This window comes from Sphingobium limneticum, assembly GCF_008710155.1.
In the GTDB taxonomy this organism is placed as follows: domain Bacteria; phylum Pseudomonadota; class Alphaproteobacteria; order Sphingomonadales; family Sphingomonadaceae; genus Sphingobium; species Sphingobium limneticum.
Map to the genome: position 1 here is coordinate 187894 of NZ_VYPZ01000003.1, position 19269 is coordinate 207162.

A 19269-nucleotide genomic window follows, 5' to 3' on the forward strand; every position below is an offset into this window, starting at 1 on the left:
GGGGACAGGCACTTTCTCCTGTCCCAAGGACCATCATGCGCCGCCTTGCTGCCTGCTTTTCCGCCTGCCTCGCCCTCCTTTCGAGCCCCGCCGGCGCGGCGACCAGCGAAGACGAGCAATTCTGGCTCAACCTGACCGCGATGGGATCAATCAAGGACGAACTGGTCTATTTCGCGGAAATCCAGCCGCGGATCGGCGATGGCATGTCGCGCGTCGACCAGTCGCTGTTTCGCGGCGCGCTGGGCTGGAAACTCTCGCCCACCATGACCGTCTATCAGGGCTATGCCCATGTCGTCGTGCCGATCGAGGGCGGCAAGGATATCAATGAGGAGCGCAGTTTCCAGCAATTGAGCTGGACGCTGGGCAAGCCTTGGGGCGGCGAACTCTCGTCTCGCACCCGTCTGGAGCAGCGTTGGCGCTCGAACGGCGACGATATGGGATGGCGCCTGCGCGAAATGCTGCGGTACGAAAAGCCGCTCAAGCCGGGCAGCGATGCCGTGAACGCTTTGGTCTATGCGGAAGGGTTCGCGGCCCTCAACGACACGGATTGGGGCGCGCGCAGCGGCTTCGACCAGCTACGCAGCTTCGCCGGCGCGAAAATCGGCCTGCCGGGCGCATCGACGCTGGAGGTGGGCTACCTCAACCAGCTGGTAAATCAGCGCTCCGGCAACACACGCGTCAACCATGTCGCGTCGGTCACTTTGTTCTTTCGGCACTGAAGGATTTTACAATAAGCCTTTGACAACAAAGGCAAATAGGTAAAATGCATGGCGGCGTTATCAGAGACCCGAAAAAATCAAAGCCATTACAGCATGTTAAAGCCGTGCAATCCGAAACACCTGTCCAACTCGCTGTCGCAAAACCGCCTTACCGCCCGTTGTCCGCGATGATGTCCACGCTGGTCTTGCCGCCCGGTGCGTCTGTGAACAGGATGAAATAGGCGCTGCCATCGGCGCCGCGCGTACCGCCCAGCACATGGTCGCCGCCCAAAATCTTGTGCTCGCCATCATAGCCGGCACGGCGCGCCAGCGTGTAATAATAATCCATCACGCCCTGTCGCGGCACGGCGGTCACGAAACTCGCTGCCCGCAATGTGCAGCCGTCCGCCTGCGCGCCAGCCGCCTCGGTCAGTTGCGCGCCGGGGTAAAGGGTGAAGGGTTCGGGCATGCGTTGCGCCCATTGCGTGCCGTAATTCAGTTTCTTGGCGCAATTGCCCTTGCCCGCGCCCTCCCGCGCGACCGCGCCCAACGTCACGGTAGAGGCCAATGCTTCGCCCTGCGTCGCGGCCGGCGCGCTCAGCAGCTTGCCGCCCGCCAGCTTGACCGCCTGCGCCTGCGCCGCGCCAGCCTCACCACTCAGGACCGGCACCGCCCCATTGGCAGGCTTGTCGGCCGTCCGCACCGCATTGCGGTTGGACTGGCCCACCAGTTGCGGATCGACCACGATCGGATCGGCCAATGCGCCTTTCAGCGCCGGATCGGTCGCATTGTCGGTCAGTTGCGCGTCGAGCGACGCAAGATTGGCATCCTTGTCCCCCTTGCCACAGGCGGCGAGCGCCAGAACCAGGGATATCATGCCAACAGACCGGAAACGCGCCATCCTTCACTCCTTCGTAAACAAGTCCTGAAGAGCAAAGGTTAATATTGCGTTAGGACTATTGGTGAATCTGCCGATTTTTTTGCGCAGGTGGCCAGCCAGGATCGACTGGCCTTGTCCCACTGTCTTGCTCTGGGACAGATGAACGGCCATGGTCGGCCCATGCTCAATATGCTGTCAGGCTTTATCGGCCTTGTCACCCTTGTCCTCATGATCCCGGCGGTGTTTCCGTTCTTGGGGGCGCTCAACTGGATCCTGATCCCACTGGCCCTGTTCGGCGCCTTCATCGGCCTGATGTCGTCGAAGAAGGGCGGCCAGAATTTCTGCCTGATCGTTGCGGCCTTTGGCGCGTTGCGGCTCTTCCTGGGCGGAGGCATCTTCTGACACAGGAACATCCCGAAGCGCGCAAGGGGTTGCTGGCGGCACTGGGTTGCTATGGCCTATGGGGTCTGCTGCCGCTCTTCTTCCGCCTGTTGCACCATGTCGATCCGGTGGAGATCGTGACGCAGCGCATCCTTTGGTCGCTGCTGCTGATCCTGGGCATCCTCGCGGTGCGCAAGGGGTTGCCGACCTTTGTCGCCGCGCTGCGCGACCGAAAGCTGGTCCTGCCGCTGGCGGGTTCGGCGATCATGATCGGCATCAACTGGGTGACCTATGTCTGGGCCGTCAATGAAGGCCATATCGTCGCAGCGAGCCTGGGCTATTTCCTCAACCCGTTGGTCAATGTCGTGCTGGGCGTGCTGGTCCTCAAGGAAAAGCTGCGCCGGCCGCAGATGCTGGCGATCGCCGTTGCCTCGATCGGAGTCGCCATCCTGGCCGCTTCGGCGTTGACGACCTTGTGGATCAGCCTGTCGCTGGCGTTCAGCTTCGCTTTCTACGCCCTGCTGCGCAAGCTGACGCCGGTCGCACCGATGACCGGTCTGGGCGTCGAAACCACGCTGCTGACCCCGCTCGCCATCGCCTATCTGCTCTGGGAACTCAGCCATGGCGGCACCGGCTTTGGTCAGGATGTGCCGACCACGGCGCTGCTGATCATCTCTGGCGCCGTAACCACCGTACCGCTGGTGTTGTTCGCCATCGCCGCGCAGCGCCTGCCAATGTCGACGCTGGGCCTGATGCAATATCTTGCCCCCACGCTTCAGTTTCTGAGCGGCGTTCTGCTGTTCGGCGAAAAGCTGAGCGGTGGCCAGATGGCCAGTTTCGGCCTGATCTGGGTCGGCCTGATCCTCTTTGCCAGCGACGGTATCGCCACCGCACGGCGCAACAGAATGGCGACGGCATAAGGCTTGGCTTAGGCGCGCGGCGGTCCTACTTAGGGGCCATGACTGGCACCACCCTGACCGACCGCGCAATCCTGAGAATTTCCGGGGAAGAGGCCAAGCCCTTCCTCCAGGGACTATTGACCCGCGATGTGCTGAAACTGGCGGAGGGCGAACCCCGCTGGACCGCGCTGCTGACGCCGCAGGGCAAGGCCTTGTTCGATTTCTTCCTGTGGGCGGATGGCGATGACGTGCTGATCGACTGCGAAGCGGCGCAGGCCGATATACTCGCCAAGCGCCTGACCCTCTATCGCCTGCGCCGCAAGGTGGTGATCGCCCGTGTTGACGATCTGGCTGTGCATTGGGCGACCGATGCGGCCGACCGGCCATTCGACCCGCGCCTTCCCGCGCTTGGCCATCGTTGGCTTGCGCCAGCCGATGCCGGAGACGCTTCCGCTGCATTCCGTGCCCATCGCCTGTCACTCGGCATATTCGAGGGGGCGGGCGAACTGGGGCAGGACCAGACGCTCTGGCTGGAAACCAATGCGGAAGAATTGCAGGGCGTCGATTATGACAAGGGATGCTATGTGGGTCAGGAGAATACCGCCCGTATGCATTATCGCAACAAGGTGAACCGGCGGCTGATCGCCGTGCCGCTGGCGCAGGCCGACGAAAAGCGCCAGCGCGCTGCCCTGCCCGACCTTGGCCTGTCGATCGAACTGCATCGTGTGGAATCGATCGACCCCGCCGCCCTGCCTGCATGGCTCGCGACCGCGATCGAAAGTCAGGCTGCCGAATGAAGCGCGCCCTGCTGGCGCTGCTCTGCGCTTTCACCCTGAGTGCGCCGGCCGCCGCCGACACGCGCTGGACGCTGGTCAAAACCTATCCCCATGATGCCCAGGCCTTTACCGAGGGGCTCTTCTATCTGGATGGCGACCTCTATGAGAGTACGGGTTTGGAGGGGCAGTCGGAGGTGCGCAAGGTTGCGCTCAAGACCGGGAAAGTCCTGCAAAGCCGCATCATAGAGCCGCCCTATTTCGGCGAAGGCATCGTCAATTGGAAGGGTCGGCTGGTCAGCCTGACCTGGCGGCATCGCAGAGGGTTCGTCTGGAATCTGAAAGACTTCACGCCCGTTTCGGATTTTCGTTATGAAGGGGAAGGCTGGGGGCTGACGCAGGATGGCCGCAGCCTCATCATGAGCGACGGCACCGCCCAGTTGCGCTTCCTCGATCCCGACAGCCTGGCCGAGCAGCGCCGCATCACCGTGACCTGGAACGGGCGCGCCGTCGATCGGCTGAACGAACTGGAATATGTTCGCGGCGAAATCTGGGCGAATATCTGGTACGATACCCGCATCGCACGGATAGACCCCGCGACCGGCGCCGTGATCGACTGGATCGACGTCGCGCCCCTGCGCAAGGCCGCCGGCGTGACCGACAGCGAAGCGGTCGCCAACGGCATCGCCTATGATGCGGACAAGGACCGCGTCTTCATTACCGGCAAGAATTGGCCGAAATTGTTCGAAATCAAGGTAAACCGCAGCAATTAGGGACGCGGTTCGTGGCCATGCAGCTTCGCCCAGAGCGCAGCGGTGCCGGCCTCCTGCGCGCGGGTGGTGAACTGGGCCGCGATCAGCCAGCCCTTGATCGGGCGCAGCGGCAGGATCGCCGTCAGGATCAGCACCGGAATACCCACGGCCAGATGTACCCAGAGCGGAGGCCGCGCCAATATTTCCAACATGATGATGAAGACAACGCCGGGCACGCAGGCGAAAAGCTGCACGAACACGGCGGGGCCATCGGCGGGATCGGCGAAACTATAGTCGAGGCCGCAGACCTCGCAATGATCGCGCACCGTCAGGAAACCGGTGAAGATATGCCCCTCGCCACAGCGTGGGCACCGGCCCATCACGCCCGTTTCATGCGCCGGACGTTTCTTCCACGCGCGACCATTTTGGTCGATCCAGTGGGTTTCGCTACTCTGTTCCATATCGTCTCCTGACATCATCCCCATGTCGTATCGGCACCGCGCTTATCAATTGCGCCTTTTGTCCCACCCGCCTTTGACTGTTCCCCAAAGGCTGGCCTTTCTACGCACAAAGCGCTATCGGCGCGCCAATCCTTCTTTCCGATCTTGTAAGGCAGTCAAATGGGTTTTCGTTGCGGTATCGTCGGCCTCCCCAATGTGGGCAAGTCCACCCTGTTCAATGCGCTGACCGAAACGCAGGCGGCGCAGGCGGCCAACTATCCCTTTTGCACGATCGAGCCTAATGAGGGCCGGGTCGCCGTGCCCGACGACCGGCTGGATACCATCGCAAAGATCGGCGGCAGCGCGAAGATCATCGAAACGCAGTTGAGCTTCGTCGATATTGCCGGGCTGGTGCGCGGCGCGTCCAAGGGTGAAGGGCTGGGCAACCAGTTCCTGGCGAACATCCGCGAAACGGATGCGATCGTCCACGTCCTGCGCTGTTTCGAAGATGGCGACATCACCCATGTCGAAGGCAAGGTCGATCCCATCGCCGACGCCGAGACGGTCGAAACCGAGCTGATGCTCGCGGATCTGGAAAGCCTGGAAAAGCGCGTTCCCAACCTCGCCAAGAAGGCGGCGCAGGGCGATAAGGAAGCCAAGGCGGCCGCCGCCGTGCTGGGCCAGGCGCTAGACCTGCTGCGCGACGGCAAGCCCGCGCGCCTGACCGTGCCGCGCGACGTCGAGGAAGAACGCCTCTTCGCGCAAGCGCAGTTGCTGACCGCGAAGCCTGTCCTCTATGTCTGCAATGTCGAAGAAGACAGCGCATCGAGCGGCAACGCCCATTCGGCCCGCGTGTTCGAAAAGGCTGCGGCGGAAAATGCCAAGGCGGTGATCGTGTCCGCCGCGATCGAAGCCGAACTGGTCACGATGCCGATCGAGGAACGCGCCGAATATCTCGAAGCGCTGGGCCTGACCGAAGCTGGCCTCGCCCGCATCATCCGTGCCGGTTATGAACTGCTCGGCCTCATCACCTTCTTCACCGTCGGGCCGAAGGAAGCCCGCGCCTGGACCGTCGCCAAGGGCAGCAAGGCGCCGCAGGCCGCCGGCGCGATCCACACCGATTTCGAAAAGGGCTTCATCCGCGCCGAAACCATGGCCTATGCGGATTATGTCCAGTTCAACGGCGAAGCCGGCGCGAAGGAAGCCGGCAAATGGCGGTCTGAAGGCAAGGAATATGTGACGCAGGACGGCGACATCATGCTGTTCCGCTTCAACGTCTGATCGCCCATGGCGCTGCGCCTTGGTCAAATGCCTGCGCAGCGCAAGGCCGCCTTTCCGCCCAGCGTCGACGCCGATACGCGATTGTTGATCCTGGGCAGCCTGCCCGGTGACGCGTCGATCAAGCAGGGCGAATATTATGCCCATCGCGGCAATGCCTTCTGGGACTTGCTGGGCGATGTGCTGGAAGAGGATCTGCGCGGCCAGCCCTATGCGATGCGGCTGAAACGCCTGCGCGCGATCGGCGTCGGCCTGTGGGACGTGATCGAGAGCGCGGAGCGGCCCGGCAGCCTGGACAGCAGCATCAAGGGCGCGGAATTGCGCGATCTTGGACTGTTCGTGGAACGGCTCCCGGCGTTGCGGGGTATCGGCTTCAACGGGAAGACGGCCAGCCTGCATGGCAGGCGGCAATTGGGGGATCGGCTTGCGCTGAAGTTGATCGACCTGCCATCCTCCAGCGGCGCCTATGCCAGCCTGTCGCGCGCGGCGAAACGGCAGGCCTGGATGGTACTGCGCAACGTGCTGACATAAAAGCCTACCAAAACGTCACTTTACCGTCATGGCATGGCTGCTAAGCGATTTTGATCCGAACAAAATCCGAAGAGTCGCCATGTTATCCCGCACCCTCGCCCCTGCCCTGCTCGCCCTTGCCGCCCTGAGCGGTTGCACCACCGTCGCCTCGACGGAGCGCCCGGCCCCCGCCGCGCAGGCGGAGCAGCGCGTACCTGTTACCATATTGGTATCCATCGACGGGTTCCGCGCGGACTATCTGCAACGCGGGGTCACGCCCAATCTGGCGGCGCTGGCGAGCAGCGGGGTCGAGGCGCCGATGCGGCCGTCCTTCCCCACCAAGACCTTCCCCAATCATTGGGCGATCGTCACGGGTGATCGGCCCGACCGCAACGGCATCGTCGCCAACAACATGGAAGATGCCGCGCGCCCGGACGAGAAATTCACCATGGCGAGCGACGATCCCTTCTGGTGGAACGATGTCGAACCGATCTGGGTGACGGCGGAAAAGGCCGGCGTGCGCACCGCGACCATGTTCTGGCCCGGATCCAACGTGCCATGGGGCGGCACGCAGGACAAGGAATGGCCTCGTGCGATCCATGGGGGCGCGCGGCCGCAGGACTGGGCGCAGTTCAATCAGCAGATCGGCGGCACCCAGCGCGTCAACATGGTGCTGGACGTGCTGCGCCGCCCGGACGCCATCCGCCCGCGCTTCGTCACGCTTTATTTCGACACGGTCGATACGGCGGGCCATGTGAAGGGGCCGGATGCGCCGGAAACGACGCAGGCCATTGCGGAGGTGGACGCGCATATCGGCGAACTGGTCGCGGGATTGAGGGCGATGGGCCAGCCAGCCAATCTGATCATACTGGCGGACCATGGCATGGCGGCACGTTCGGCGGATCGGATCATTCCGCTCGACACGGTCGCCAACCCGGCCGACTACCGCATCGTCGAAAGCGGCCCCTATGCCAGCCTGGCCGCCACAGCGGGTCATGAAAAGGCGCTGGAGGCTGCGCTGCTCAAGGCGACGCCACATATGCAATGTTGGCGCAAAGGCGAGATACCGGCGCGCTTCCATTATGGTACGCACCGCCGCATCCCGCCCTATTTCTGCCTGGCCGACACCGGTTGGGAAATCCAGCCGAGCAAGCCCAAGGGCGACGTGACCGGCGGCAATCATGGCTGGGACGATCGCGCGCCCGAAATGCAGGCGCTGTTCATCGCCAACGGCCCGGCTTTTGCCAAGGGTGCGAAGACGCCGGCCAACGGCTTTGCCAACGTCGATGTCTATCCGCTGCTCGCCCGCCTGATCGGAGTAACGCCGCGCGCGTCGGATGGCGATGCCGCTGCCCTGTCCGGCCTTCTCGCCCGCTGAGGATTGCCCCCATGCTGACCCGTCGCCAGATATTGTCTGCTGCCACCGTCACCCCGCTGGCAGGTGTGCCCGCCATCGTGAAGGCGCAAAGCTGGTTCGCCGGCTACCCCTTTTCTTTGGGCGTGACGTCGGGTGACCCGGCACCGGACGGTTTCGTCATCTGGACCAAACTGGCGCCCAAGCCCTTCGAGCCGTATGGCGGGATGCCCACCGTGCCGCTGCCGGTAAAATGGGAAGTGGCCAGCGACGACCGGTTCAAGACCATCGTCGCATCGGGCGAAGCGATCGCTCGGCCCGAACTGGGCCATAGCGTCCATGTCGAGGTCGCGGGCCTGGAACCCGATCGCCCCTATTGGTATCGGTTCGCGCTGGGCGGCGACCAGTCGTCGCGCGGCCGGGCGCGAACCTTGCCGTTGGCATCGGCCAGCCCCAAGGCGCTGAAATTCGGCGTCGCGGGGTGCCAGAATTATGAGGATGGGCTGTTCACCGCCTATCGCCATCTGGCGCGCGAGGATGATCTGGCCTTCGTCTATCATTATGGCGACTTCATCTACGAATATAAGAAACGTGGGCCGAATTATGACAAGGATGGCCTGCCCGCGCCGCAGGTGCGCCAGCATATCGGACAGGATTGTATCGACGTCGCCGACTATCGACTACGCTATGCCCAATATCTGAGCGACTATGATTTGCAGGCGGCGCGCGCGCGCCACACATGGTTCCCGACCTTCGACGATCATGAAGTCCAGAATAATTGGGTAGGCGATTTCGACGGCAAGGGCGAGGCGCCGCCGGAAATCTTCCGCCTGCGTCGTCAGGCCGGTTTGCAGGCCTGGTATGAATATATGCCCGTGCGCGTGGCGATGATCCCGCGCAATGGCATCATCACCGACATGTATCGGGAGGCGCGCTATGGCGACCTGCTCTCGATCGACTTTCTCGACACCCGCTCCTTCCGCACGGACCAGCCATGCGGCGACGGGTTCAAGCCTTATTGCAAGGATATCGACGATCCCAAGGCGCAGGTCGTGTCGCCGGAAGAGGAAAGCTGGCTGGTCCGCAATCTGACGCGCGGGCAGGCCAAGTGGAACTGCGTCGCGCAGCAGGTGATGATGATGTCACTCGACCGGCGCCGCTATGCCGACGAAACGCAGAAAATCTACAATATCGACACCTGGGCCGCCTATGCGGCGCAGCGTAACCGTTTGCTGGGCAAGATGCGTGGGCTCGACAATGTCGTCGTGCTGACAGGCGACGAGCATCAGAATTTCGCCGGCCTGCTGGAAAGCGATGGCAAGCCTGTCGCGGTAGAATTCGTGTCGACCTCCATCTCCTCGGGCGGCGACGGATCGGATGTGCGCCCGGGCAGCGAGATCATGATGAAGAACAGCCCGGAGCTGAAATTCATCAACGACCAGCGCGGCTATCTGGTGTGCGAGGTTACGCCGGACGCGTGGACGACGCGCTTCCGCGTAATGGATCAGGTGTCGGAGCCGGGCGGTGCGATCAGTACCCGCGCCAGTCTGACGGTACCGCGTGGCCAACCGTCGATCAGCATCGCCTGACATTGACGTAAACGGAAAGCAGGCCTAGAAACTCATCCGTTGTAAGCGGAGACGGATGAGCATGGAAGACATTGTCTATTTCGAGGATCTCGCGATCGGCGATGGTTTCGATTTCGGGCCGCTCACCGTCTCGCGCGATGAAACGGTCGCCTTCGCTGCCGAATTCGATCCGCAACCCTTCCACTTGTCGGATGAAGCCGCCGCGACCACCCATTTCGGCACGATCTCCGCTAGTGGCTGGCATACGGCGGCTTTGTTCATGAAGATGTTCGTCGCCGAAATGCAGGCGCATCCGGGCCGTCAGGCGGCCAGCCTAGGCGCGATGGGCGTGGACGAACTACGCTGGCTCCGTCCCGTCCGCCCCGGCGACACGCTGCGCGGGCGGAGCGAGGTGATCGACAAGAAAGCGTCGCAAAGCCGCCCGGAAATGGGGATCGTCCGCAACAAGGTGACGATTTTCAATCAGGACGACAAACCGGTCCTGACCATGATCCCGATCGCCATGTGGCGGACCCGGCCAGCCTGAACCGAGCTATTTTCGCCCGAACAGCTTCTCGATATCGCCATGGCCCAGCTTCACCCAGGTCGGGCGGCCATGATTGCACTGGCCGGACCGGGGTGTGACTTCCATCTCCCGCAGCAGCGCGTTCATTTCCGCGACGCTCAGCACCCGGCCAGCGCGGACCGAGCCGTGGCAGGCCATGGTCGCGGCGACCAGATCCAGCCGTTCCTTCAATGACAAGGCGCTGTCATAGGCCGCCAGATCGTCGGCCAGATCCGTGACCATGCCTTGCACATCAGCCTGGCCCAACATCGCTGGGACGGACCGAACCAGCATGGCCGAAGGACCGAACCGTTCGAGGTCGAGGCCGAATTCCTTGAGTTCGGCGATCCGCGCCTCCAGCCGGTCGCAGGCGGTTTCCTCCAGTTCGACCACTTCGGGCAGCAGCAAAGCCTGGGACGCTACACCCTGCCCCTCCATCGCGCGGCGCATCCGCTCCAGCGTCAGCCTTTCATGCGCGGCATGCTGGTCGACGATGACGAGGCCATCCTCGGCTTCCGCGACGATATAGGTGCGCGCCACCTGTCCGCGCGCGACGCCGAGCGGGAAACTGCGACCTTCCGGGGCAGGCGCAGCGGCGGGTTCGGCGCGGGCCTGCGGCGGAGGCGTGATGAACGAGCTTCGGCGATCGGCGAAGGCGGCGGATGGGGTGAACTGATTATAGCTGGGAGGCGGCACAGCGCCCGCCGCCTCGAAGATCGGCATCGACCCGATCGGCGTCGGCGAAATCGGCTCCGGCTTCCAGGCGGACAAGGCTGCGGGGTCGGCATTCTGGACAGCCCGGAAGCCTTCGGCATCCAGCGCACGGCGCAGGCCGGACACGATCATGCCACGGATCAGCGCCGGGTCGCGAAAGCGCACTTCGGTCTTGGCGGGATGGACGTTGACGTCCACTTCCAGCGGCGGGACATCCAGGAACAGGGCGACTACCGGATGGCGATCGCGCGCCAGCATATCGGCATAGGCGCCTCGCAACGCGCCGATCAGCAACCGGTCGCGCACCGGGCGGCCATTGACGAACAGATATTGATGATCGCCCACGCCCCGATTGTATGTGGGCAGCGAGGCGACGCCGGACAGTTGCACCCCTTCCCGCTCTAGGCTGACGATGACATGATTGTCGGCCAGCGCCCGGTCGGTCAGCGCGGCCACCCGCTCCTCCCGCGCTTCGCCCCCCTGCACGCCCAGCACGCGGCGGCCATCATGCTCGACCGAAAAAGCGACCGAGGGATGTGCCATTGCGAGACGGCGGACGATGTCGATGCAGGCGGCATATTCGGCCTTGGCCGTGCGCAGGAATTTGCGCCGCGCCGGCACCTTGCCGAACAGTTGCTCGACCGTGACGCGGGTGCCGGGCGGAAGTGCCGCCGGTCCCTCGGATACCAGTTGCCCATTGTCCACGGTGCGGTTCCAGCCATCGGCGCCACGCGGCCGGCTGTCGATCGACAGGCGCGCAACGCTGGCGATGGAGGGGAGCGCCTCCCCCCGGAAACCCAAAGTCGCCACATTTTCAATGGCATCGTCGGGCAGTTTCGACGTGGCATGACGCTCCAACGCCAGCGCCATGTCGGCCGAATCCATGCCGCAGCCGTCATCGCTGACCTCGATCCGGTCCAGCCCGCCATGGGACAGGCGGATCGCGATGCGAGTCGCGCCAGCGTCCAAAGCGTTTTCGACGATCTCTTTCAGCGCGCTGGCGGGTCTTTCGACCACTTCACCGGCAGCGATACGATTGACCAGATGTTCGGGTAGACGGCGTATTGACATTGATTAGGGACTAGCCCAAGCGAGCGCTTTCCGCGAGCCGCGACCTGAAATTTTTTGCACTGCAAAGCGCAAGGAAGCTGAGGTTAACGGCAGGAGCAGAAACAGCTTTCCGACCGGTCCCCTTGTCGCGTCGCGGGGACGGCGGGCGATACAGGATAAGGCATGTCGATCTTCTCGCGTCTCTTCAAATTCTCCTCGCAGGATATGGCCATCGACCTCGGCACCGCCAATACGGTGGTGTATGTGCGCGGTCGCGGCATCGTGCTGAACGAACCGTCGGTGGTGGCGGTCGAGACGCTGAACGGCGTGAAGCGGGTGAAGGCCGTGGGCGTCGATGCCAAGCTGATGATGGGCAAGACCCCGGATTCCATCGAAGCCATTCGCCCGCTGCGCGACGGCGTGATCGCCGACATCGATGTCGCCGAACAGATGATCAAGCATTTCATCACCAAGGTGCATGGCGGCAAGCACAGCCCCTGGCGCGCGCCTGAGATCGTGATCTGCGTGCCATCGGGTTCGACCAGCGTCGAACGCCGCGCCATCCGCGACGCCGCCAGCAATGCCGGCGCCAGCCAGGTGTTCCTGATCGAAGAACCGATGGCCGCCGCGATCGGCGCCGACATGCCCGTGACCGAGCCGATCGGTTCTATGGTCGTCGACATCGGCGGCGGCACGACCGAAGTCGCGGTGCTCTCGCTGCGTGGCCTCGCTTACACCACGTCGGTCCGCGTCGGCGGCGACAAGATGGACGAAGCGATCGTGTCCTTCGTGCGTCGCCATCACAATCTGCTGATCGGCGAAGCCACGGCCGAACGGATCAAGAAGCAGTTCGGCGTCGCCCAGCCGCCCGAAGACGGCGTGGGCGAAACGATCCACATCAAGGGTCGCGACCTGGTGAACGGCGTTCCCAAGGAAATCAGCATCAATCAGGGCCAGATCGCCGATGCGCTGGCCGAGCCGATCAGCACCATCGTCGAAGGTGTCCGGATCGCACTGGAAAACACCGCGCCTGAACTGGCCGCCGATATCGTCGATCAGGGCATCGTTCTGACCGGCGGCGGCGCGCTGCTCAAGGGGCTGGATGATGAGCTGCGCGACGAAACGGGCCTGCCCGTCACCATCGCGGAAGACCCGCTGACCTGCGTGGCCATTGGCACCGGCCGCGCTATGGAAGACCCGATCTTCCGGGGCGTGCTGCAAACCGCCTGATCGAAAAGGACGATTAGATGGCGCGGCCAGCCAGCCGACGCCCCGGTATCAACCGGAAGGCGCAATATAGCCTGTTCGCCAGCTATGTCGTGGCGGTGGTCGGTGCGACCATTGGTTTGCTGTTGGTGGTGGTCGCGATTTTCGACCCCACCGGCTTCGCCGCCATTCGCATTGCCACGTCCGAAGTCAGTCGTCCCGTGTCCAACACCCTGAAGGGTATGGTGAGCGGCGTCGGGTCGGTGGACGAAGTGCTGGCCGCCTATTGGCGCGCCGGGTCGCAGAATGTCGCGCTGCGCCGGCAGGTCGAGGCGGACCGCAACCGCATCATCGAGGCGAAGGCCGTCGCGCAGGAAAATGTGCGGCTGAAGAAGTTGCTCAGGTTGGTCGATTCCGATGCCAGCGAGGTGCTGACCGCACGCCTGATCGCTTCGTCCGCGACCAGCGCGCGTCGCTTCGCGCGGCTCAACGCCGGGCGGTGGCAGGGCGTTCGACCCGGCATGCCGGTGCGCGCGCCCGAAGGGTTGATCGGCCGCATCCACATCACCACGCCCAACAGTTCCGAAGTGCTGTTGATTACGGACACGAGCAATATCGTGCCGGTTCGCCGCGCCAATGACAGCATTCCTGCCATTTCGACCGGCCTTGGCGACGGATCGGTGGAGGTCCGCGCGCTGACGGCCGGCCGCAACCCGTTCAAGCCCGGCGACCTGCTGGTGACGTCCGGCATCGGCGGCGTCTATCAACCCAATATACCTGTCGCAGTCGTTGTTCGCGCGCAGGGCGAAATCGCTTATGCGGTGCCGCTGGCGAACCCCGCCCGCGTCGATGCGGTGGTGGTCGAGCGCGCCTTCGAAGATGCGGTGACCCGCACTGGTCCGGCGGCACCCGGCGTGGCGGATGAACCTGCGGCCGGCAACGTCGCCCAGCCATGATCGATCCGCATCTGTACCATGTACCACGGCTGGGGCGGCATCCTTCCCGCTTCCGGCTGGCGGGCACCCCGGTCATCACCGTGATGCTGGGCTCCTTCCTCACGGCATTGCCCGTCATCGCCCAATCACCGATCATGCCGCCCTTCGGCCTCCTGCTGCTGCTGGCCTGGCGGTTGTTGCGGCCGGACCTGTGGCGCGCCTGGATCGGCCTGCCGCTCGGCCTGTTCGACGATGTCATGAGCGGTCAACCGGTCGGGTCGGCCATGTTCCTGTGGACGGTGGCGCTGATCGGCATCGATGCGATCGAACAGCGGATGGTTTGGCGCGGCTATCGTCAGGACTGGCTAATTGCGACGCTCGCCATTATCTTCTGCATCTCCGGTGGTTTGTTTTTCGCACGGATCACAGGTGGAGGTAATGTCACGCTTTTCCTGGTCGCGCCGCAAATGGTCTGGACGATATTGCTGTTTCCTTTCATCGTCCGCCAATGTGCGTGGATCGACCGCTGGCGCGTGATGGCATGAAATTCCCGTTCCCCAAGCGCAAGATCGTCACCGAAGCCACCCAATCCTTCACCTTCTCGCGCCGCGCGATGGTGGTGGGGGGATTGCAGGGGGCGATCGGCGCCGTGCTGGTCGGGCGCATGGCCTGGATCAGCGTCGTCCAGAATGAGAAATACAGCCTGCTGTCGGAGAGCAATCGCGTCAACCTGACGCTGATACCGCCGCGCCGGGGTTGGATCATCGACCGTAACGGGCGACCGCTGGCGAATAATCGCACAGATTTCCGAGTCGACCTGATCCCGCAGCGCATCGTGGATGCGGAGGCGACGATTACCCATCTGGCCCAGTTGCTCAAGCTGGAGCCGGACGATGTCGATCGCATTCGCGAGGATCTGGAAAAATCCGCCGGTTTCCGCCCGGTGCAGGTCGCCGACAAGCTGACCTACGATCAATATGCCGCGATCAGCGTGCGCCTGCCCGACTTGCCGGGCGTCGCACCGAGCCAGGGCTTCTCGCGTCATTATCCGGCCGGTGCGACGGTCGGCCATTTGCTGGGCTATGTCGGCCCGGCGACGGCGGAAGATTATAAAGCGCGGCGCGATCCGCTGCTGATCACGCCGGGCTTCAAGGTCGGCAAGGACGGGCTGGAAAAGGCGTTCGATCGCCATCTGACCGGCAAGCCCGGCGCCAAGCGGGTCGAGGTGACGGCGCGCGGCAAGATCGTCCAGGAATTGACGACCCGCACCGACACGCCGGGGCGCACGATCAAATTGACGATCGATGCGGGCCTGCAGGAATTTGCCGGACGGCGTCTGGCCACCCAGAGCGGGTCGGTGGTGGTGATCGACTGCCACAATGGCGACGTACTGGCGCTGGCGTCCATGCCCAGCTTCGATCCGAACAGCTTCTCCGATGGTATCAGCCATCTGGAATATGAGATGCTGTCGAAGGACGATCATGTCCCCCTGCGCAACAAGACGTTGCAAGGGCTGTATCCGCCCGGTTCGACGGTGAAGCCCATGGTGGCGCTGGCGCTGCTGGAGGCGGGGATCGGCCCGCAGGAAACGATCAATTGCCCCGGCGCCATTCGCGTCGGCAACACGCTGTTCCATTGCCACAAACGGCGTGGCCATGGACCGCTCAACATGCGCGGTGCGATCGCCCAAAGCTGCGACATCTATTTCTATCAGATGGCCCAGCGTATCGGCATGGACCGGATCGCCAGCATGGCGCGACGCGTCGGCATGGGCCAGAAATTCGACCTGCCCTTCCCCAGCCAAAGTTATGGCACCGTGCCAGATCCGGCATGGAAGGAACGGAAATATAACCAGAAATGGCAAGTCTACGACACGGTGAATGCCACCATCGGTCAGGGCTATATGCTCATCAACCCGCTACAGATGGCCGTGATGGCGGCGCGGCTGGCGACCGGCAGGCAGCTGATGCCGAATTTCATCTTCGGTGCCCCCCGGCCCGATCCGGCGTCGGTCGGGGCGAGCGAGGAGCATCTGGTCGTCATCCGCGATGCCATGAATGCGGTGGTCAATGGCGGCGGCACCGGCGGCGCGGCGCGCAGTTCCATTCCAGGCGTGATGATCGCCGGCAAGACCGGCACCGCACAGGTCCGCCGCATCACCATGGCGGAGCGCGCCGGCGGCGTGCGTGGCAACAGCTCGTTGGCGTTCAAGCTGCGCGATCATGCCCTGTTTCAGGGTTTCGCGCCGTTCGACAATCCGCGCTATGCCATCGCCTGCATCATCGAGCATGGCGGCCATATGATCCGCAATGAGGACGCGCCGATGATCGCCAGCGATACGCTGTCCTATCTGTTCGATCCGGCCAAGGCGATGGAGAAGCTGGAAACGCTGGAGAAAGGCTGGGGCGGCACGCCGACCGAGCGGCAGGCGCGACAGATGGCGTCTTTCCGCATAGCCAAGGCGATCGAGAAGGGCGAAGTACCGCCGCCCGCGGACAATGGGATGAATGCCGCCAGCGGCAACGCATCTGCGCCAGCAGCGCCATCCTCGGCTCCCCCCTCCCCGGCGGAGGAGGATGATGTTCCACCGGCCGCCAACAGCCCGGTCGCGCCATGAGCATCGTTCCAAAGCCCCTCACCGAATTTCCGTGGCGTATATTGGCGCTGCTGCTGGTGATCGCCGGTTTCGGCACGGTCGTCCTCTACAGCGCGGCGAGCGGCAGCATCTTCCCATGGGCCGTCAATCAGGCGGTGCGCTTCTGCATATTTTCCGGCATGGCACTGGCGCTCAGCCGCATTCCCGTCGAAATCTTCGCCCGCTTCGCCTTTCCCGCTTATGGCGCGGTGCTGGTCGCGCTGTTTTTGGTGGAATTGATCGGCGGCGTTGCGGGCGGCAGCCAGCGCTGGATCAACCTTGGCTTCATGCAATTGCAGCCGTCCGAGTTCATGAAGCCTATCATCGTGCTGACGGTCGCGCGCTTCTATGCGATGCTGCCCGTGGGTGAGATACGGCGCTGGAATGCGATCTGGCCGGCGCTGGTGCTGATCGGCGTGCCGTTCATGCTGGTGCTGGTACAGCCCGACCTCGGCACCGCCACCATGATTGCGGCAGGCGGCGTGACCGTCATGTTCCTGGCCGGCCTGCCGATGCGCCTGTTCGTCGGCACGGGGCTGGCGGGCGCGGCGTTGGTGCCGATCGCCTTCAGCTTCCTGCACGACTATCAGAAGAACCGCGTGCTGATCTTCCTCGATCCCGAGAGCGATCCGCTGGGTGCCGGCTATCATATCAGCCAGTCGAAGATCGCGATCGGTTCGGGCGGTATCTGGGGCAAGGGTTTTCTGAAAGGCTCGCAAAGCCATCTGGACTATCTGCCCGAAGGCCATACCGACTTCGTCTTCGCGACCATGGCGGAGGAATGGGGTCTGCTGGGCGGCACATTGCTGATCCTGGCCTTCATGCTGCTGTTCCGCTGGGGCATCCGGGTATCCATGCGGACGCAGGATAAGTTTGCACGCATGGCGGCGGCAGGCCTGACCACAACAGTCTTCTTCTATGTCGCCATCAACCTGATGATGGTCATGGGTCTGGCGCCGGTGGTCGGCATCCCCCTGCCCTTCATGTCCTATGGCGGATCGTCCATGCTGACCGTGATGTTGTGCGTGGGCATCATCATGGCGATCGACCGTGCAGGAAAGCGCCGTGCGGGTACGGGAAACTGGCGCTAAATCAGTGCGACGTGAAAAAATTCTGTCACAAAGCAATTTACTGTTTGCAGAATCGCAAGCGACTGCTAACAGCCCGCCACGCCGGAGCGCATAGTTGCCCCAGCATGGACACATAGCTCAGTTGGTAGAGCAGCTGACTCTTAATCAGCGGGTCCTTGGTTCGAGCCCAAGTGTGTCCACCACCCTTTCCGATCGTCGCACCATTGAAACTGGACCGTTCTTTTTGTGACCGGCGGTTGGAATATGCGGTTGATCTCCAGCCGCTTAAACCTCCATTCAGACACGCCGCCATAAAGCGGCATCGCGGCAGACGGATGAAGCCCTCGCCGCGCGATAAGAGATTAGGGGTAGGCTTGATGGTTTCCGTTGCATCCGTTTCCAGAATTTTCATCCTGACGGCCCTTTGCGGCACTGCCATGCCCGCAATGGCGCAGACCGGTGACGCGGCCAAGGGAAAGAGCGTGTTCGCGCGGTGCGCCCTGTGCCATGATGTAAAGCCGGGACCGAAGAAGATCGGGCCTTCGCTCGCTGGCCTATTCGGCCGAACATCCGGGACAACGGCTGGGTTCGCCTATTCCCCGGCGATGCAGAAAGCGAAGATCCGATGGGACGCCAAAAGCCTGGACGCGTTCCTGACCAAGCCGAGCGGATTCGTGCCGGGCAATCGCATGGCCTTTGCCGGCCTGCCCAATGCCGCCGATCGGGCCAACCTCATCGCCTATCTGGCGAGCGCGACCAAATAAAAGGCTCGATCAGATACCGCCAGCCGTTACGGCCCAGCCGCCACGCTCCAGCGCGGCGCTGAGGTCGGCGGTGCAGGCGTCCAGCGTCGCGGCATCGGTCGAGCGAATCACGAAGTTGGCCCCCGTGCGACCTTCGCGGAAGAAAGGATAGCTGCCGATCTGGCACCCCACATGCGCGCGCTCAGTGGCGGCCAGCAGATCGGCAATCTCGCTTTCCGCCACCCAGCAACCGATCGTCGCCGACTGAAGCGGCAGGCCGCCTTCCAGCTTGCCGGTCAGGCTATCGAGCATGCCGGCGGTGATGGAAGGCACGCCGGCCATGATGAAGATATTGCCGTGGCGGATTCCCGGCGCGCCCGACATGCGGTTTTCGATAAGGTCGGCGCCGGCCGGCACGCGCGCCATGCGCAGGCGCGCTTCGGTCAGGCCACCGCGCGTTTCATAATAGCGCGACAGGATCGCGCGCGCGCCTTCGTGGATGTCCACGCCCACGCCCAGCGCCGCCGCGATCGCATCGACCGTGATATCATCATGCGTGGGGCCGATGCCGCCAGTCGTGAAGAGATAGTCGTTGCGCGCCCGCAGCGTGTTCACCGCCTCGATTATCGCGTCCTGGTCGTCGGGCACCACGCGCACTTCGCGCATGCGGATGCCCTGAACGCCAAGCCAGACCGCAATCTGGCTCACATTCTTGTCCTGGGTTCGGCCAGAGAGAATTTCGTCGCCGATGACAATCAGCGCAGCGGTCCAGATGCGGGTGGGATCGGCCATGGCCAGCCCATAGCCTGCCCCGCCGA

20 protein-coding genes and 1 tRNA gene are annotated in these 19269 nt (G+C 63.5%); 17 read left to right on the plus strand and 4 right to left on the minus strand.

What is annotated here, in order from left to right; genetic code table 11:
* Nucleotides 1–35: 35 nt before the first annotated feature.
* Nucleotides 36–719 carry a DUF2490 domain-containing protein gene (locus F4U94_RS05540; RefSeq protein ID WP_120250038.1) on the plus strand — a complete coding sequence of 228 codons (684 nt, stop codon included), beginning with the start codon at nt 36–38 and terminating at the stop codon, nt 717–719.
* 148 nt (nt 720–867) lie between these two features.
* Here F4U94_RS05540 and F4U94_RS05545 read toward each other — a convergent pair whose 3' ends face one another.
* The gene (locus F4U94_RS05545; protein WP_120250037.1) at nt 868–1599 is read right to left on the minus strand and encodes a hypothetical protein; all 732 of its coding nucleotides are present in this window, start codon (nt 1597–1599) and stop codon (nt 868–870) included.
* Between the two features lie 159 nt (nt 1600–1758).
* Between F4U94_RS05545 and F4U94_RS05550 the strand changes: the two genes are divergently transcribed.
* The 4 genes from F4U94_RS05550 to F4U94_RS05565 are packed head-to-tail and all read left to right on the plus strand — an operon-like array spanning nt 1759 to nt 4404.
* Complete coding sequence (locus tag F4U94_RS05550) at nt 1759–1980, plus strand: hypothetical protein (protein WP_120252048.1); 222 nt, start codon at nt 1759–1761, stop codon at nt 1978–1980.
* Nucleotides 1981–2009: 29 nt separating this feature from the next.
* Nucleotides 2010–2879 (plus strand): EamA family transporter RarD, encoded by an 870-nt coding sequence (rarD, locus tag F4U94_RS05555; RefSeq protein WP_282957467.1) that lies wholly within the window; start codon nt 2010–2012, stop codon nt 2877–2879.
* Nucleotides 2880–2917: 38 nt separating this feature from the next.
* On the plus strand, nt 2918–3655 hold the full coding sequence (ygfZ, locus tag F4U94_RS05560; protein ID WP_120250035.1) for a CAF17-like 4Fe-4S cluster assembly/insertion protein YgfZ: 738 nt from the start codon (nt 2918–2920) through the stop codon (nt 3653–3655).
* Nucleotides 3652–4404 carry a glutaminyl-peptide cyclotransferase gene (locus tag F4U94_RS05565; RefSeq protein WP_120250034.1) on the plus strand — a complete coding sequence of 251 codons (753 nt, stop codon included), beginning with the start codon at nt 3652–3654 and terminating at the stop codon, nt 4402–4404. Before ygfZ ends, F4U94_RS05565 begins: the two co-directional genes overlap by 4 nt.
* Here F4U94_RS05565 and F4U94_RS05570 read toward each other — a convergent pair.
* Nucleotides 4401–4844, minus strand: a complete 444-nt coding sequence (locus tag F4U94_RS05570) for a DUF983 domain-containing protein (RefSeq protein WP_120250033.1) — start codon at nt 4842–4844, stop codon at nt 4401–4403. The genes F4U94_RS05565 and F4U94_RS05570 overlap by 4 nt on opposite strands.
* A 159-nt stretch (nt 4845–5003) precedes the next feature.
* Here F4U94_RS05570 and ychF point away from each other — a divergent pair, with 159 nt between their 5' ends.
* The 5 genes from ychF (at nt 5004) to F4U94_RS05595 (ending at nt 10080) form a co-directional block, all read left to right on the plus strand.
* Nucleotides 5004–6104, plus strand: coding sequence for a redox-regulated ATPase YchF (ychF, locus tag F4U94_RS05575; protein ID WP_120250032.1), 1101 nt, complete (start codon nt 5004–5006; stop codon nt 6102–6104).
* Between the two features lie 6 nt (nt 6105–6110).
* On the plus strand, nt 6111–6632 hold the full coding sequence (locus tag F4U94_RS05580; protein WP_120250031.1) for a DNA-deoxyinosine glycosylase: 522 nt from the start codon (nt 6111–6113) through the stop codon (nt 6630–6632).
* Nucleotides 6633–6711: 79 nt separating this feature from the next.
* Entirely contained in the window at nt 6712–7989 is a 1278-nt protein-coding gene (locus F4U94_RS05585; RefSeq protein ID WP_120252047.1) for an alkaline phosphatase family protein, read from the plus strand.
* Nucleotides 7990–8000: 11 nt separating this feature from the next.
* Nucleotides 8001–9554, plus strand: coding sequence for an alkaline phosphatase D family protein (locus tag F4U94_RS05590; protein WP_120250030.1), 1554 nt, complete (start codon nt 8001–8003; stop codon nt 9552–9554).
* 61 nt (nt 9555–9615) lie between these two features.
* Nucleotides 9616–10080 (plus strand): MaoC family dehydratase, encoded by a 465-nt coding sequence (locus F4U94_RS05595; protein WP_120252046.1) that lies wholly within the window; start codon nt 9616–9618, stop codon nt 10078–10080.
* Between the two features lie 6 nt (nt 10081–10086).
* Here the strand turns inward: F4U94_RS05595 and mutL are convergent, their stop codons facing one another.
* Complete coding sequence (gene mutL, locus F4U94_RS05600) at nt 10087–11883, minus strand: DNA mismatch repair endonuclease MutL (protein WP_150411862.1); 1797 nt, start codon at nt 11881–11883, stop codon at nt 10087–10089.
* A 162-nt stretch (nt 11884–12045) separates the two neighbouring features.
* On the opposite strand from mutL, the gene F4U94_RS05605 reads away from it, so the two are divergent.
* The 7 genes from F4U94_RS05605 to F4U94_RS05635 all read left to right on the plus strand — a co-directional run bounded on the left by F4U94_RS05605 (nt 12046) and on the right by F4U94_RS05635 (nt 18472).
* Nucleotides 12046–13092 (plus strand): rod shape-determining protein, encoded by a 1047-nt coding sequence (locus F4U94_RS05605; RefSeq protein WP_024019606.1) that lies wholly within the window; start codon nt 12046–12048, stop codon nt 13090–13092.
* 17 nt (nt 13093–13109) lie between these two features.
* Nucleotides 13110–14024 (plus strand): rod shape-determining protein MreC, encoded by a 915-nt coding sequence (gene mreC, locus F4U94_RS05610; protein WP_120250028.1) that lies wholly within the window; start codon nt 13110–13112, stop codon nt 14022–14024.
* Complete coding sequence (gene mreD, locus F4U94_RS05615) at nt 14021–14548, plus strand: rod shape-determining protein MreD (protein ID WP_120250027.1); 528 nt, start codon at nt 14021–14023, stop codon at nt 14546–14548. The genes mreC and mreD overlap by 4 nt, the downstream gene beginning before the upstream one ends.
* Nucleotides 14545–16620 carry a penicillin-binding protein 2 gene (gene mrdA / locus F4U94_RS05620; RefSeq protein WP_120252045.1) on the plus strand — a complete coding sequence of 692 codons (2076 nt, stop codon included), beginning with the start codon at nt 14545–14547 and terminating at the stop codon, nt 16618–16620. Before mreD ends, mrdA begins: the two co-directional genes overlap by 4 nt.
* On the plus strand, nt 16617–17729 hold the full coding sequence (rodA, locus tag F4U94_RS05625; protein ID WP_120250026.1) for a rod shape-determining protein RodA: 1113 nt from the start codon (nt 16617–16619) through the stop codon (nt 17727–17729). The genes mrdA and rodA overlap by 4 nt, the downstream gene beginning before the upstream one ends.
* Nucleotides 17730–17835: 106 nt before the next feature.
* Nucleotides 17836–17911 (plus strand) — tRNA-Lys (locus F4U94_RS05630).
* Nucleotides 17912–18085: 174 nt separating this feature from the next.
* Entirely contained in the window at nt 18086–18472 is a 387-nt protein-coding gene (locus tag F4U94_RS05635) for a c-type cytochrome (protein WP_120250025.1), read from the plus strand.
* Between the two features lie 9 nt (nt 18473–18481).
* On the opposite strand, the gene F4U94_RS05640 is transcribed toward F4U94_RS05635, so the two are convergent.
* Nucleotides 18482–19243, minus strand: coding sequence for a competence/damage-inducible protein A (locus tag F4U94_RS05640; protein WP_120250024.1), 762 nt, complete (start codon nt 19241–19243; stop codon nt 18482–18484).
* Nucleotides 19244–19269: the final 26 nt, after the last annotated feature.